Annotated in this window: 10 protein-coding genes; 5 read left to right on the top strand and 5 right to left on the bottom strand. The window is 63.8% G+C overall.

From position 1 onward, the window contains the following. Positions 1 to 124 precede the first annotated feature (124 nt). From BXY53_RS06740 to fdxA, 3 genes are all read left to right on the top strand, one after another. Positions 125 to 1,255 carry a hypothetical protein gene (locus BXY53_RS06740; protein ID WP_119061082.1) on the top strand — a complete coding sequence of 377 codons (1,131 nt, stop codon included), beginning with the start codon at positions 125 to 127 and terminating at the stop codon, positions 1,253 to 1,255. A gap of 448 nt (positions 1,256 to 1,703) precedes the next feature. Beyond that, the gene (gene apbC, locus BXY53_RS06735; RefSeq protein WP_119061081.1) at positions 1,704 to 2,870 is read left to right on the top strand and encodes an iron-sulfur cluster carrier protein ApbC; all 1,167 of its coding nucleotides are present in this window, start codon (positions 1,704 to 1,706) and stop codon (positions 2,868 to 2,870) included. A gap of 184 nt (positions 2,871 to 3,054) precedes the next feature. Further along, entirely contained in the window at positions 3,055 to 3,390 is a 336-nt protein-coding gene (gene fdxA, locus BXY53_RS06730) for a ferredoxin FdxA (RefSeq protein ID WP_119061080.1), read from the top strand. 72 nt (positions 3,391 to 3,462) lie between these two features. Here fdxA and tyrS read toward each other — a convergent pair whose 3' ends face one another. After that, positions 3,463 to 4,752, bottom strand: a complete 1,290-nt coding sequence (gene tyrS, locus BXY53_RS06725; protein WP_119061079.1) for a tyrosine--tRNA ligase — start codon at positions 4,750 to 4,752, stop codon at positions 3,463 to 3,465. 137 nt (positions 4,753 to 4,889) lie between these two features. On the opposite strand from tyrS, the gene BXY53_RS06720 reads away from it, so the two are divergent. After that, a complete protein-coding gene (locus tag BXY53_RS06720) occupies positions 4,890 to 6,026 on the top strand; it encodes an anhydro-N-acetylmuramic acid kinase (RefSeq protein ID WP_119061078.1) in 1,137 nt (378 codons plus the stop codon). Between the two features lie 11 nt (positions 6,027 to 6,037). After that, positions 6,038 to 6,949 carry an MBL fold metallo-hydrolase gene (locus tag BXY53_RS06715; RefSeq protein WP_119061077.1) on the top strand — a complete coding sequence of 304 codons (912 nt, stop codon included), beginning with the start codon at positions 6,038 to 6,040 and terminating at the stop codon, positions 6,947 to 6,949. Positions 6,950 to 6,976: 27 nt separating this feature from the next. Here the strand turns inward: BXY53_RS06715 and BXY53_RS06710 are convergent, their stop codons facing one another. Genes BXY53_RS06710 through BXY53_RS06695 form a run of 4 tightly spaced genes read right to left on the bottom strand, consistent with a single transcriptional unit; the run spans position 6,977 to position 14,102 of the window. Continuing rightward, positions 6,977 to 10,696: a sarcosine oxidase subunit alpha family protein gene (locus BXY53_RS06710; protein WP_170144359.1), complete on the bottom strand. Its 3,720-nt coding sequence runs from the start codon at positions 10,694 to 10,696 to the stop codon at positions 6,977 to 6,979. Next, a complete protein-coding gene (locus tag BXY53_RS06705; RefSeq protein ID WP_119061076.1) occupies positions 10,693 to 11,070 on the bottom strand; it encodes a sarcosine oxidase subunit delta in 378 nt (125 codons plus the stop codon). Before BXY53_RS06705 ends, BXY53_RS06710 begins: the two co-directional genes overlap by 4 nt. Before the next feature lie 18 nt (positions 11,071 to 11,088). Next, positions 11,089 to 12,342, bottom strand: coding sequence for a sarcosine oxidase subunit beta family protein (locus BXY53_RS06700; protein WP_119061075.1), 1,254 nt, complete (start codon positions 12,340 to 12,342; stop codon positions 11,089 to 11,091). A 26-nt stretch (positions 12,343 to 12,368) separates the two neighbouring features. Beyond that, positions 12,369 to 14,102 (bottom strand): formate--tetrahydrofolate ligase, encoded by a 1,734-nt coding sequence (locus BXY53_RS06695; RefSeq protein WP_119061074.1) that lies wholly within the window; start codon positions 14,100 to 14,102, stop codon positions 12,369 to 12,371. Positions 14,103 to 14,417 lie beyond the last annotated feature (315 nt).

Below are 14,417 nucleotides of genomic sequence, written 5' to 3'. Positions count from 1 at the left end.
GAGGGCAGTCGTTTAGCCTGAGTCGTCAGCTATCAAGTGCTGTTTCTTCAACCCCAGACCGAAAATTTATGTCGTCAGTTGGGATGAGTCTGCTCATCTCCTTTGTTGAGGGGATAAATTTGCGATGGACCAGTTTGATCCAAGGGATGAAGCCCCCGACTCCCATGCGCTGACCGACAGCCCGGAGAACCACAGAAACGGGCTGCCACCGCCACCGACGCCGTCAAATTTCTACAAGGACTTTGTCCAGTTCGCCATTTTCCTCGGTGTTGTCCTGATCCCCGTCTACACCTCTTTCGACGACATGGCCGAGGGGCTGCAGGGCTTCATATCGGAATACATTGTCCCCTATCGCGATGGCCCTATGTCGGAGCCCATCGGCTACACGGTGAATAAGAATGTGGCGCGAACCATTGTCTTCGTGCTGCTTTTTGCAGGCTTTACGGTCGTCTTTCTTATCCGTCATACGTTTCGCACCACCCCAATGGGACAGAACAGCCGAGACCACTTGGCTATCGTTGACGAAGCTATCCTGGAGGAGAAGAACGAGCAGATAAGGCAGCTCCGTCAGAAATTAAAAAACGACATGATAATCCTCAGGACGGTCCATAACCAGATCTATGGGGATAACCGGCCGCGACTCAATTATTCATCGGTGAAGGGCGTATACCGGGTCAACGCGAATGGCGACCTGGAGGTCCACAAAGAAATCACCGTTAAGGCAGATGACAAAGAAGGTTTCTTGTGGACATTCTATGCCGCGGGCGACCAGTACAGTAAACCACTCGAGGAGGTAGCTGATCTGAATTTTTCGGTCGCGGCGCTGGATGACGACACAAGCGTTCAATATATCACGATTGTGGACGAGGGGCTCAAAAAGCAGTTCGTGATCTACTTTCTTCCACTTCTTCAACCAGGAGAAACGCGGTCCTTCACGTTATACTATCAGTGGCCTGGCATCTTGCTGAAGTTATTGGAAACCGGCACGGTTTCATATGATTGGCAAAACAGGGCGCCCACAACCGGCATGCCCGGAGACTTTAGCGCCGAATGGATTTTCGACGAAGCACTTGGCCATGTCGAATGCCACAACACAGGCAGCAAGCCGGCCGGTCTGAAACTGTATAATGTGGACGAATCGCAAGGCTCGCGGTGGGTCTTTGAAGGCGAACAGGTCGCTCTTGGGAATACCCCGTACGAACTAACCTTCTTCGCTCCCGACCTGCCTGCGAACAATGATAGGGAGGGACGTTAAAACAACCGGCTTCCCAAGCCCTCCCCTGGTCCATTTGCCGTTGATGAGGAGTCTTCTTGCATCTCGGACCGTATAGAAGTGGTTGTCATCGTCTGCCCCCCGGCCTTGCAATAGGCAAGGCTACCAAAGTTTCATGCGAATGAAGAACGCAATAACGAGTTTTGTTGCCGTTCAGTGACAACGGCTCAGGATGGCTGTCAGCTACATTACTTCGCTAAGGCGTGTCAAGTTAGAAAAGTTCCAGATCGATCAATTTTTCGTTACTTTCTTGCGTGAATGGGGCTCGTCAAGAGCAGCGCCCCTTCTCCGGCCTTGAACAACCGATTGCGATGCCCCCGGACAATAGTTAGGTAAGAGGCATGTCAGTCAGCCAGCTTCCAGGTGATCCCTCCTTCCAGAGCGAGTTGGCATGCGCCGTTTGGGAGTTCAACGGGGTTCAGGACCATCTATGACAGACGCACCAACCAAAGACCGCATCCTTAAAGAGCTCGAACGCATCAAGGGGCCGGACGGCGAGAGCAACATCGTCGCGCTCGGCCTGGTTTCCGAGATCGTCGTCAACAAGGGCAAGGTGTATTTCTCGATCGCGGTGCCGCCAGAGCGCGCCAAGGAACTGGAGCCGCTCCGCCAGGCTGCCGAGATCGTGGTGAAGGAACTGCCGGGCGTGGAGAACGCAACCGTGACGCTGACCGCCGAGCAGAAGCCAGGCGCCGCCCAGCAAAAGACGGCGGCCCGTCAGCAGCAGGCACCGGCCAGCGGCAACGGCGCCCAGGCCGGACCGGCGCGCGCAGGCGGCGGCACCCTCCGCGGCATCGAGAACGTCAAGCACATTGTCGCCGTGGCCTCGGGCAAGGGCGGCGTCGGCAAGTCCACAACCGCCGTCAACCTGGCGCTCGGCTTCGCGGCGAACGGTCTGCGCGTCGGCATCCTCGACGCGGACATCTACGGCCCGTCGATTCCGCGGCTGCTCGGCCTGACCGGGCGCCCGGATGTCGATGATAACAACATCCTCAAGCCGATGGACGCCTTCGGCCTCAAAGCCATGTCGATGGGCTTCCTGATAGCCGAGGATGAGCCAATGATATGGCGCGGCCCGATGGTGATTCAGGCGCTCACGCAGATGCTGCGCGATGTGGCCTGGGGTGAGCTCGACGTGCTGGTGGTGGACATGCCACCAGGCACGGGCGACGCGCAGCTCACGATGGCCCAGCAGGTGCCGCTCGCCGGCTCGGTGATCGTCTCGACGCCCCAGGACCTGGCGCTCATCGACGCGCGCAAAGGCCTCAACATGTTCCGCAAGACGAATGTGCCGGTGCTCGGCATCGTGGAAAACATGAGCTACTTCCTGTGCCCGAAATGCGGTGAGCGCAGCGAGATCTTCGGCTATGGCGGCGCACGCAAGGAGGCTGACAAGCTGGGCGTTCCGCTCCTTGGCGAGGTGCCGCTCAACATGACGATCCGCGAGCGCTCCGACGGCGGGCAGCCCATCGTCGCCAGCGAGCCGGACAGCCCGCACGCTCAGGTCTATCGTCAGATCGCTGCCAAGGCCTGGGCCGAGTTGACAGGTGAAGATGCCAAGGCACAGGCCGCGCGCCCGCGCATCGTCATCGAATAAGTCAGCATGCACGAAATCGAACGCGCTTTTTGACGCGCGTGCTTGATCCATCGTGCAAATTCATTTACCCAAGTGCTGAGGTTGGTTTTAGCTTGCGGGAAAGGCGTCGCCAGACTTGCATTTTGCCCGCAGCTATCGGAAATACGGGCCGAAACTGCCGACGTCGCGCACGCGGAGGAGCCGAATGACGTATGTGGTCCTGGATGCCTGCATCAAGTGCAAATACACCGACTGTGTCGAGGTGTGCCCGGTGGATTGTTTCTATGAGGGCGAGAACATGCTCGTCATCCACCCGGATGAATGCATTGATTGCGGCGTCTGCGAGCCGGAATGCCCTGTCGAGGCAATCAAGCCGGACACCGAGCCCGGCCTGGAAAAGTGGCTGGAGATCAACCGGGAATATTCCGAGAAATGGCCGAACATCACGGCGAAGAAAGACCCCCTGCCCTCTGCCGATGAAATGGCCGATGTAAAGGACAAGGAGCAGTATTTCTCGCCGGAGCCTGGCGAAGGCGACTGATTATTGGCCACGCGTCCAGCGTGAAACTTCCGACGCGGCGAAGCCTCCCGCCGCGTCTTTTTTATGCGTGCCTCATACGACCTTCAGAAGCGCGTGTTTCTTCTTGCCCATCGACAGCTTGATCACGCCGTCCTGGACATCGGACGGGCCAAGCTGCGTCTTTTCGTCGCGGACCTGCTCGCCATTCACGCGCACCGCGCCCCCCTTGATACCGCGACGCACCTCGCCGTTCGACGCTGCCAGCCCGGCCAGCACGAAAGCGGCCAGAACGCCCAGCCCGCCTTCCAGATCGTCCCGTGAGACCTCCACGGATGGCAGTCCACCGGCGATGCCGCCCTGCTCGAAGGTCTGCCGTGCCGTCTCGGCGGCCTCGCGCGCGGCCTCCCGTCCGTGGGCCAGCGCGGTCGCCTCATCGGCCAGGCGCTTCTTCGCCTCGTTCAGTTCCGCGCCTTCCAGCGCCTCCAGGCGGGCGACCTCGTCCAGCGGCAGTTCCGTGTAAAGCCGGAGGAAGCGGCCGACATCGGCGTCTTCGGTGTTGCGCCAGAACTGCCAATAATCATACGGCGACAGCATCTCAGGGCTGAGCCAGATCGCACCGGAGGCGGTCTTGCCCATCTTCGCGCCCGAGGCGGTCGTGAGAAGCGGCGTCGTCAACCCGTATAGCTCCGGCGTACCCGTGCGCCGGCCCAGTTCCGTGCCGTTGACAATATTGCCCCACTGGTCGGAACCGCCCATCTGAAGCCGGCAGCCGAAGCGCTTGTAAAGCTCGACGAAATCGTAGGCTTGCAGCAGCATGTAGTTGAATTCGATGAAGGTCAGCGGCTGCTCGCGCTCCAGGCGCAGGCGCACGGAATCGAAAGTCAACATCCGGTTGATCGTGAAGTGCCGGCCATAGTCGCGCAGGAACTCGATATAGCCCAGCTCGCTAAGCCACTCGTCGTTGTCCACAAACAGCGCGCCATCCTCGCGGAAATCGAGGAAGCGGTCGAAGATGCGCCCAATGCTCTCCTTGTTCGCAGCGATCTGTTCCGCGCTGAGCATCTGGCGGGTTTCGTCCTTGCCAGAGGGGTCGCCGATCTTGGTCGTGCCGCCGCCAAGCAGCACGATGGGCCGATGGCCACACTTCTGCATCCAGCGCAGCGTCATGATGCCGATGAGGCTGCCCACATGCAGGCTTTGCGCGGTCAGGTCGAACCCGATATAACCGGTGACGCGCTCCGAGGTCAAAAGCGCGTCGAGGCCGGCCTCATCCGTGCACTGGTTGATGAAGCCGCGCTCCTGGAGGATGTTCAGAAAATCCGACTTGTAGGCGCGCGTAGGCGCTGCCGATCGAGTTTTTCGCGCGGTTTTCGTCTCGCTCATGATCTCGCGTCCGGTTCATGCGGGGCAACGAGCCCCGAAACAGCAAAAGCGAAGCGCAAAGGTTTGATGCGCATCGGCTGACAGCAACGGTCCTGTTGTTCGGGATCGCCACCAGATGTAACAGGTCCAATTCCGAAATGCACGCCAACAAATATGCTGAACCTGTGACCGCGCTGGGGCTCATGAGCGGCACCTCGCTCGATGGTGTGGATATCGCGCTGATCGAGACGGACGGCCACGCGGTCCAGCGCTTCGGGCCGGTGGGCGAGCGCCCCTTTACGCTCCAGGAACGCGACCTTTTGCGCGGCGCGCTGGCGGATGCGCAGACGCTGACCGATCGCCATGCGCGGCCGGGCCGGCTTGCCGAGGCCGAGGCAATGATCACGGATGCCTACGCCGAGACGATCCGCGATTTTCTCGCCGGGCGGGAGAATGAGCCGGTCGCGGTCGTCGGCGTCCACGGCCAGACGGTTCTGCACCGGCCCAAGGACCGGCTTACGGTCCAGCTTATCGACGCGGATGCGCTGGCCCGTCGCTGCGGCTTGACGGTCGTGCACGACCTGCGCGGCGCTGATGTGGCCGCGGGCGGCCAGGGCGCACCGCTGGTGCCGGTGTTTCACCAGGCGCTGGCGCGAGCGGCCGGACTGGAACCGCCGGTAGCGGTTGTGAATGTTGGCGGGGTCGCAAACGTGACCTGGATCGGCGAAAGCGACGCGCTGATGGCCTTTGACACCGGGCCGGGCAATGCGCTGCTCGATGACTGGGTCTACCGACATACGGGCGAGCCAATGGACCGCGACGGCGCACTGGCGGCAAGCGGCGCGGTTGATGAGCGGGCGCTGGCGGCGCTGGAGGCAGGCTTGAGCGATTACCTCGCACAACAGCCGCCGAAATCCCTCGACAGGCTGGACCTCTCGACGGGTGAGGCGCTTGAAGGGTTGAGCCTTGAGGATGGCGCCGCCACGCTCAGCAGTTTCACCGCCCGCTGTGTCGCGTCGGCGCGCGACCATCTGCCTGAAGCGCCGAAAAGCTGGATCGTCTGCGGCGGCGGCGCGCGCAATCCGGAACTCCTACGCGCGCTCACAGACGCCCTGCCCGGCGACCTCACCACAGCCGACGCGTTGGGCTGGCGCGGCGATTTCATCGAGGCGCAGGCCTTCGCCTTCCTCGCTGCCCGCAGCCTCCAAGGAATGCCAATCACCTTCCCCGGAACAACCGGAGTGCCCCGGCCGCTGACCGGCGGTAGCGTGACGCAGCCAGAACGCGCCGCCTGACAGGACATCTCATGAGCGAGCAGATCCCGTTTCAGAAGGAGATGCGCTTCGCGTATGGCGTGGCGAGCCCGGTCGCACCGGGCGTGCGCCGGCTGGTCGCGCCGAACCCCGGGCCAATGACGGATCATGGCACGAACACCTACATCATCGGGCGCGGCAATGTCGCAGTGATCGACCCGGGTCCGGAGAGCCCCGATCATCTCCACGCGCTGCTGGACGAGCTTGCAAAGACCGGCGAGCGCGTCACGCATATTCTGATCACCCACACGCACCTGGATCATTGCGCCGGGCTGCCCGCGCTGAAACAGGCCACCGGCGCGCTGACCGCCGGGTTTGGATCGGTGGGGCTTCGCCGGACAGATACGCTCGGGCCTGGCGGGCGCAGCTTCGCAGATGGGCATTTTACGCCGGACATCCCGCTGCGCGATGGCGAAGTCCTCTCCGGCGATGACTGGGAGATCACCGCGCTGCACACGCCAGGCCACGCACCGGATCATCTGTGTTTTGCTTACGCGCCGGCGCAGGCGCTGTTTTCCGGCGATCACGTCATGGGCTGGAACACCAGCGTCATCGCGCCGCCGGAAGGACACATGGGCGCGTATCTGGACTCGCTGCACCGGCTGCTGGACTATGACCACACTGCCTATTTCCCCGGCCACGGTGGATGGATCAACCAGCCGCAACGGCTCGTCAAGGCGTTCATCATGCACAGGCGCTGGCGGGAAAACGAGATCATTGAGGCCTTGCAGACGGGCGCGCAGTCGGTACCGGATATCACCGCGCAAGTTTATACCGGTCTGCCCGAGCATCTTGAGCGCGCCGCGCAGCTTTCGGTGCTCGCGCATCTGGAGCGTCTGGTGGAGACCGGGCGCGCGGAAACTCCCGGGTCGATCTCGCTTGAGGCGACCTTCAGCCTGACCTGAGCAAGCGGCGGACGCGCCGCTCACCCATCAATGCCAGCGATCCTCCGCCGGGTAGCCCAATGTCACCTTGCCGATCGGCTCTTGCGCCGGCAGGCCGTATTCGCGCCCGGCAAGCGCGAGCTGGCACCAGAGATAATCGGCGTGCGACCAGCGGATCGTCAGTGCGAATGCTTCCGGCACCGCATCCGGCTCCAGCCGCAGCGTCGCCGGCACCCGACCGAACATCGAGCCCTTCACCTGTCCGGCCTGGAATGCGCGCGGGTGCATGTCCAGCGTGGTCAGCTTGGCCAGCATATCGCGCGCCCGCGCGCCTGAGATACCGATTTCGGCATAATAGTCCGACACATCAACGAGCTGGTGATGCGTGGCCTCACACGCAGCGCTGATTGCGTCGGCTACAATCTGCCCCTGACCGTCGTCAGCCAAAATCATCCACTCGTCCGGGCCCAGCCAGAGCACGCGCGCCACGTCGCCGGTTGTCATCGTGCAAGCCGCCTCCGGCAGCGTCACGCCCTGCTCGGCCAACTTCGGACCGATCACGGCAGCGTCGCCGCGGAGGATGAAGCGCGTCCCGCCCGGAAGCGGCGTGAGCGCGGCTGCACCCCCGCCGCCCGAGATCGCCTCGCGGTGCGCCAGCGGGCCGCGCATATAGGGCGCTGACGGGGCCTGCGGCGCTGGCGCATTTTCATTGATCGGCTGCGGATCGGGTAGCGTGACATCCTTGAGGAAATCGGTCTCGGTGATCGTCACGCGCTTGACCGGCCCCTTGCCCCAACTGGCGTAAAGGGTCTCGCCCATGCGCTCGCCGCCGCGCTCGACAAGGCCGAGCGCGAAGGCCCGTTTCGTCACCGGGCTGTAATAGGCCGAGGTTACATGACCAGCCTTCTTCACCGGCGGAACGCCTTCGTCCGCGGTATCGCGCAAATAGGATCCCTCGACCAGAACGTCGTTTGGGTCCTCGCTGAGCAGGCCGACGAGCTGCCAGCGATTGTGCCGCGCGGTGTCGGAGCGGGACAGCGAGCGCTTGCCGATGAAGTCGCCCTTCTTCTTGACCGCCCAGTCCATGCGCAGGTCGAGCGGCGTCGTCGTGCCGTCCGTGTCCTGCCCTGCGATGATGAAGCCCTTTTCGGCACGCAGCAGGTGCATCCCCTCCGTGCCGTAAGGCGTCGCGCCGTATTTCGCACCGGCAGCGAAGATTTTCTCGAACAGCCATTTGCCGTAACAGGCCGGAACGTTGATCTCGTAAGACAACTCGCCCGTGAAGGAGATGCGGAAGACGCGCACAGGCACGCCGTCAATATGCGCCTCCTTCCAGCTCATGAACTTGAACTTTTCCGGGTCAGGGTCGAGGTCCAGGCACAACTCGCCAACCAGCTTGGCCGAATGCGGGCCGCAGATGCTCGCCACCGCCCACTGCTCCGTCACCGACGTCAGGTAAACCTCCAGGTCCGGCCACTCGGTCTGGAGATAGTCCTCCAGCCAGCTCAGAACCCGTGCCGCGCCGCCGGTCGTGGTGGTCATGTGGAAGTGGTCATCGGCGATGCAGGCGGTCACGCCGTCATCCATGACCATGCCGTCCTCGCCCAGCATCAGCCCGTAGCGGGCCCGGCCCGGCGCGAGCTTCGTCCAGCTGTTTGTGTAGACCCGGTTGAGGAATTCGCGCGCATCCTTGCCGCGAATATCGATCTTGCCCAGCGTCGAGGCATCCAGCACGCCCACGGCCGTGCGCGCGGCGTAGCATTCGCGCTGCAGCGCGTCCTCAAAGCTCTCGCCCTTGCGCGGATAGACGCGCGGGCGCAACCAGTCGCCGACAAGCTCAAATTGCGCGCCGTTGGCGACGTGCCATTCATGCGCGGGCACGGTGCGACGCGGCTCGAAGAAATCGCCCGTATGCTGCCCGGCCAGTGCGCCGAGCTGCACCGGCTTCCAGGGCTGGCGATAGGTCGTCACGCCGATCTCCGCCACGGCCTTATCCATCGTGTCCGCCAGCAGGCCGAAGGCGTTGACGCCGACCACCTTACCCTGGTCGGTGCCCATGCCGGTTGTCGTGTAGCGCTTGGCGTGCTCGACGGACTTGTAGCCTTCCTGGACCGCGAGCTTGAGGTCCTTCACCGTCACGTCGTTCTGCAGATCGACGAAGGCGCGCTGCTTGTGTGCTGGCTTGGCAGAAATCGGGGACCACGCCGCGCGGATCGCATAGGACAGCCGGCGCATTTCCGGCGTGTCGATCTCGGGGGCGTCAGCGGGATCGGTTTCAAAACCCGCCTTGCGCGCAGCCTCGGCTCCGGCGCGCGCGCCTTCGCTGAGCCGCTCCGCGAGGTCCATAACCCCGTTACAGCGGCCTGTCGAGCTCTCCGCCTGCCATGACTTGTAGGGGCGCATCGCAGCCAGTTCTTCGTCGTAGCGCAACTGTCCACGCGACTGCGAGAACAGCGCCGCGTTGGGCGACCAGCCGCCGGAAACCGCCAGCAAATCGCAGTCAATGTCATGCGGCTCACCGGCCGGGGCGCCTTCGGGCGTGACCGACAACACGCTCGCGCTTTCGATGCGCTTGCGCCCGCTTGTGCCATCGACCGTCGCGCCCGCATAGACAGGAATATCGAACTCGGCCGCCGCGCTGCGCAGCGCAGGTTCGATGTTGTGGCGCATGTCGATGATGCCGGCCACATCCGCGCCCGCGCGCTTCAGGTCGAACGCCGTCTGCCAGGCATTGTTGTTGTTCGTGAGCACAAGCGCCTTCTGGCCCGCGAGGACGCCGTAGCGGTGCAGATAGGTGCGCACCGCGCCCGCCAGCATGATGCCCGGCCGGTCGTTGCCGTCGAAGACCAGCGGGCGCTCTACCGCGCCGGTCGCCAGCACGACACGACGGGCGCGCACACGCCAGATGCGCTGGCGCGGGGCGCTGTCGTCGCGCTCGGCGTCAGGCAGATGGTCCTGCAGCTTTTCATGCAGGAAGACGAGATTGTCATTGTAGTAGCCGGTCGCGGCGGTGCGCTTGAGGATCAGGGTTTCGGACGCATCCGCAAGTTCGGCCTCGGCCTGCGCCACCCATTCATGTGGGAGCTGGCCGCCGATGCGCGTGTCGCCGGGGTTCATCGACAAGAGCGAGCCGCCAAGCTCCGCCGTCTCCTCGGCAAGGATCACCCGCGCGCCGGACCGCGCCGCCGACAGCGCGGCCATCAGCCCGGACGCGCCGCCGCCGATGACCAGCACGTCGCAGTGCTTGTTGATGCTCTCGTAGCGGTCCGGATCAGGCCCTTCCGGCGCGCGGCCCAGCCCGGCGGCGGCGCGGATCGACGGTTCAAACCACGACCACTTGCCCGGCGGGCCCATGAAGGTCTTGTAGTAAAAGCCGGCCGGCAGGAACGGGTGCACCAGATCGTTGACCGCGCCGACATCGAAGCCGAGAGACGGCCAGCAGTTCTGCGCGCTGGCCTGCATCCCCTCGTAGATCTCGGCTTCGGTCGCGCGCGTGTTCGGGTCGGTGCGGACCATGTCCTTTCCGATCTGAACCAGCGCGGCCGGGTCCTCCGGGCCGGCGCCGAGGATGCCGCGCGGGCGGTGATACTTGAAGCTGCGCGCGACCATGTGCACGCCATTGGCGAGCAACGCCGAGGCGAGCGTGTCGCCCGCGAAGCCTTCGTAGGCCTTGCCGTCGAATGTGAAATTGACGGTCTTGCTTCGGTCGACGCGCCCCCCCGCCGCGAGCCGGTAGGGCTGGCGCGATTTGGCTATCGGTCCGCTCATGCGCTTTCCTTTCCGGCGGTCTGGTCCACCGCGACCTTCGTCCCGTCGTTGCCGGAGCCGAAGGCCGGCTCACCCGATGGTGTCTTCAGTTCCGGCGCGTCGATCTGCGGTGGCGTCTCGCCCATCTTGTAGATGGCGTAAATCTTGTCCGTAGCCGTGTCGCGCAGGCAGTTGAAAAACTTGCGGCAGCCTGCAGCGTGGTTCCAGCGCTCGGCGAACAGGCCCTTGGGGTTGTCCCGGATGAACACGAACTCCGCCCATTCCTGATCACTCAACGCTTCGCTATTGGTCGGCCGCGAGATATGCGCCTGGCCGCCGTAGGAGAATTCGCTTTGATCGCGCGGGCCGCAGTACGGGCATTCGATGATGAACATGCTCGTCCTCCCAGACGCCTAGTGGGCCACGGCCGCTGCGCCGTGCTCGGCGACGAGCGCGCCGGAGTAGAAGCGCTCCATCGTGAAGGGCGCAGCGATTTCGTTGGGCTCGTCGTTGGCGACAAGATCGGCGAAGACATGCCCCGAGCCAGGTGTCGCTTTCCAGCCGCCGGTGCCCCAGCCGCCGTTGATGTAGAAGCCCTTGACCGGGGTCTTCGTGATGATCGGGCTCGCGTCGGGGCACACATCAACGATGCCGCCCCACTGGCGCAGCATCCGCAGGCGCGAGAACTGCGGGAACATACACAGGAGCGCAGAGATCTGGTGCTCGATCGTGTCCATGCCGCCGCGCTGGGTGTAGGACAGGTAGGCGTCGATGCCCGCGCCGATGACGAGCTCGCCCTTGTCCGACTGGCTGCAATAGGCATGCACGGCGTTCGACATCGTCACGCAAGGCATGACCGGCTTGATCGGCTCGGAGACGAGCGCTTGCAGCGGATGGCTCTCGATCGGCAGGCGCACGCCGGCCATGCGCGCAATGACGCTGGTGTGTCCCGCGGTCACGCTTGCCACCCGCGGGGTCCTGATGGTGCCGCGCGTCGTCTCGATACCGGTGACCGCGCCGGCCTCGGTCTTGATGTCTGTGACCTCGCAGTTCTGGATGATGTCCACGCCGAGCGCCGAAGCCGCCCGCGCATAGGCCCACACAACGGCATCGTGCCGGTTCACGCCGCCCCGGCGCTGGAGCGTGGCGCCGATGATCGGGAAACGGGCATCGGGCGAGATGTCGATCGGCGGGCAGAACTCCTTGACCTGCTTGGCGTCGAGATACTCGCTGTCGATGCCGTTGAGCCGGTTGGCTTCGACGCGGCGCTTGAGCATGCGCGCCTCGCCATCGTCATGCGCCAGGTTCAGCACGCCGCGATGGCTCATCATAATGTTGAAGTTGAGCTTGCGGTCGAGGCCTTCCCAGAGCTTGAGCGCATGCTCATAGATCGCGGCGCTTTCGTCGAACAGATAGTTCGAGCGGATGATCGTCGTGTTGCGCCCCGCGTTGCCGCCGCCGATCCAGCCCTTTTCGACGACGGCAATATTGGTCATGCCATGCTCGGAGGCGAGATAATACGCGGTTGCCATGCCGTGCCCGCCGCCGCCGATGATCACCGCGTCATAGCGGTCCTTCGGCTCGGCGTCGCGCCATGCCGGTTTCCAGCCCTTGTGACCGCGCAAGCCCTCGCGAAACAGGCGAAAGGCGGAATACTTCTGGCGCATCGCGGCACCTCCAGAAACGACAGCGATCAGGACAGGTTTTCGATCTGCCCGTTTTCGTTGACATACATGGCATTGGCGGCCGGAACCTTGGGCAAGCCCGGCATCGTCATGATACTTCCGCAGACCACCACGATGAAACCCGCCCCGGCAGAAAGCCGCACCTCGCGGACCTCGAGCGTGTGGCCCTCCGGCGCGCCGCGCAGAGCCGGATCGGAGCTGAAGCTGTACTGGGTTTTCGCCATGCAGACCGGCAAGTTGCCGTAGCCCAGCTTGGTCAGCCGGCGGATTTCCGCGCGCGCCGCGTCGGACAGCACCACATCGCCCGCCCGGTAAAGCTCGCTCGCGATCTTGCGGATCTTGTCCTCGACAGAAAGCTCCTCGCTGTAGAGCGGGGCAAAGCGGCTGGTGGTCTCGCCGTCGGCCAGCTCACGGACGCGTGCGGCAATCGCCTCGCTGCCCGCGCTGCCATCGGCCCAATGCGTGCAGACATAGGCTTCGACGCCTTGCGCGGCGCAGTAATCAACGACCGCCTGCAACTCTTCCTCGGTGTCAGTGCCGAAGCGATTGATGCCAACCACGAGCGGCACCCCGAACTTGCGCAAGTTCTCGATATGACGGCCGAGATTGACCGCGCCGGCGCGTACGGCCTCGACATTCGGCTTGCCAAGATCGGCCTTGTCCACGCCGCCATGCATCTTGAGCGCGCGCACGGTCGCGACGACGACGGCCGCGCTCGGGTTAAGCCCGGCTTTCCGGCACTTGATGTCGAAGAACTTCTCCGCGCCGAGGTCCGCGCCGAAGCCGGCTTCGGTGACGACATAATCCGACAGCTTGAGCGCCGCGCGCGTGGCCCGCACGGTGTTGCAGCCATGCGCGATATTGGCAAACGGCCCGCCATGCACGAAGGCCGGATTGTTCTCCAGCGTTTGCACCAGGTTCGGGTTGAAGGCCTGCTGCAAGAGCACGCTCATCGCGCCCGGCGCCTCGATGTCGCGCGCGTAGACCGGCGATTTGTCGCGGCGATAGCCGATCACCATCGCGCCCAGGCGCTCGTGCAGATCGTCGAAGTTCTTGGCCAGGCAGAAGATTGCCATGACCTCGCTTGCCACCGTGATGTCGAAACCGTCCTCGCGCGGCACGCCTTCCGTCGGCCCGCCAAGGCCGATGACCATGCGGCGCAGCGCGCGATCGTTCATGTCGAGCACACGGCGCCAGGCCACGCGGCGCGGATCGATATCCTGCGCGTTGCCCCAGTGCATGTGGTTGTCGAGCATCGCGGCGAGCAGGTTGTGCGCCGCGGTGATCGCGTGGAAGTCGCCGGTGAAGTGGAGGTTGATGGTCTCCATCGGGACGACCTGGGCATAGCCGCCGCCGGCCGCGCCGCCCTTCATGCCAAAGCAGGGACCGAGGCTGGGCTCGCGGATGCACATCGCCGTGCGCGCGCCGATCCGGTTCAGCCCGTCGCCGAGACCAATCGTCATCGTCGTCTTGCCCTCGCCCGCCGGGGTCGGGGTGATCGCCGTGACCAGGATCAACTTGCCGTCCGGGCGGTCCTCGATCTGCTGGAGATACCAGTCCTCGATCTTGCCGATGTGATGGCCGAACGGGTACAGCGCCTCTTCCGGCACGTCGAGCCGCGCTGCGACATCACGGATCGGGCGCAGATGGGCAGCCCGGGCGATCTCCAGGTCGGACCCGTGCTTCTTGGCGGGTGCGGCAGTCTCGGCAGCAGACTCCGGTTTGCCCTCGGGGTTCAGCATGGCGGCTTCCTCAGTTGAACGAGACGGTTAATCGCTTGATGGCTAAAACAATCCGGTGTCTTTCGCAGGCGGCGCCCGCGGCTGGCAGATGGCGCCCGTTCCGCTCTGGCCAACGGCCTTTTTTTGCCGAAATCGGTGCGTCTTCTATGCCGCGCGAGCGCATCTTGCCGAGCAAACGCGGACCACTGCGGTTCACGGTCGGCGCATCCTTGTCCGAAAGCGACATTGCCCGAAATGAGCCGAAAACAGGCTCCAGCGAGTCTCAACGAAGTGTGTAAGAGCTTGATTACACTTCCTCTTGTGGCGGCCATGTTT

The organism is Dichotomicrobium thermohalophilum, from assembly GCF_003550175.1.
GTDB classification, from domain to species: Bacteria; Pseudomonadota; Alphaproteobacteria; order Rhizobiales; family Rhodomicrobiaceae; genus Dichotomicrobium; species Dichotomicrobium thermohalophilum.
Note: the sequence above shows the minus strand (reverse complement) of the source record. Positions and strands in the feature narration are given on the sequence as shown.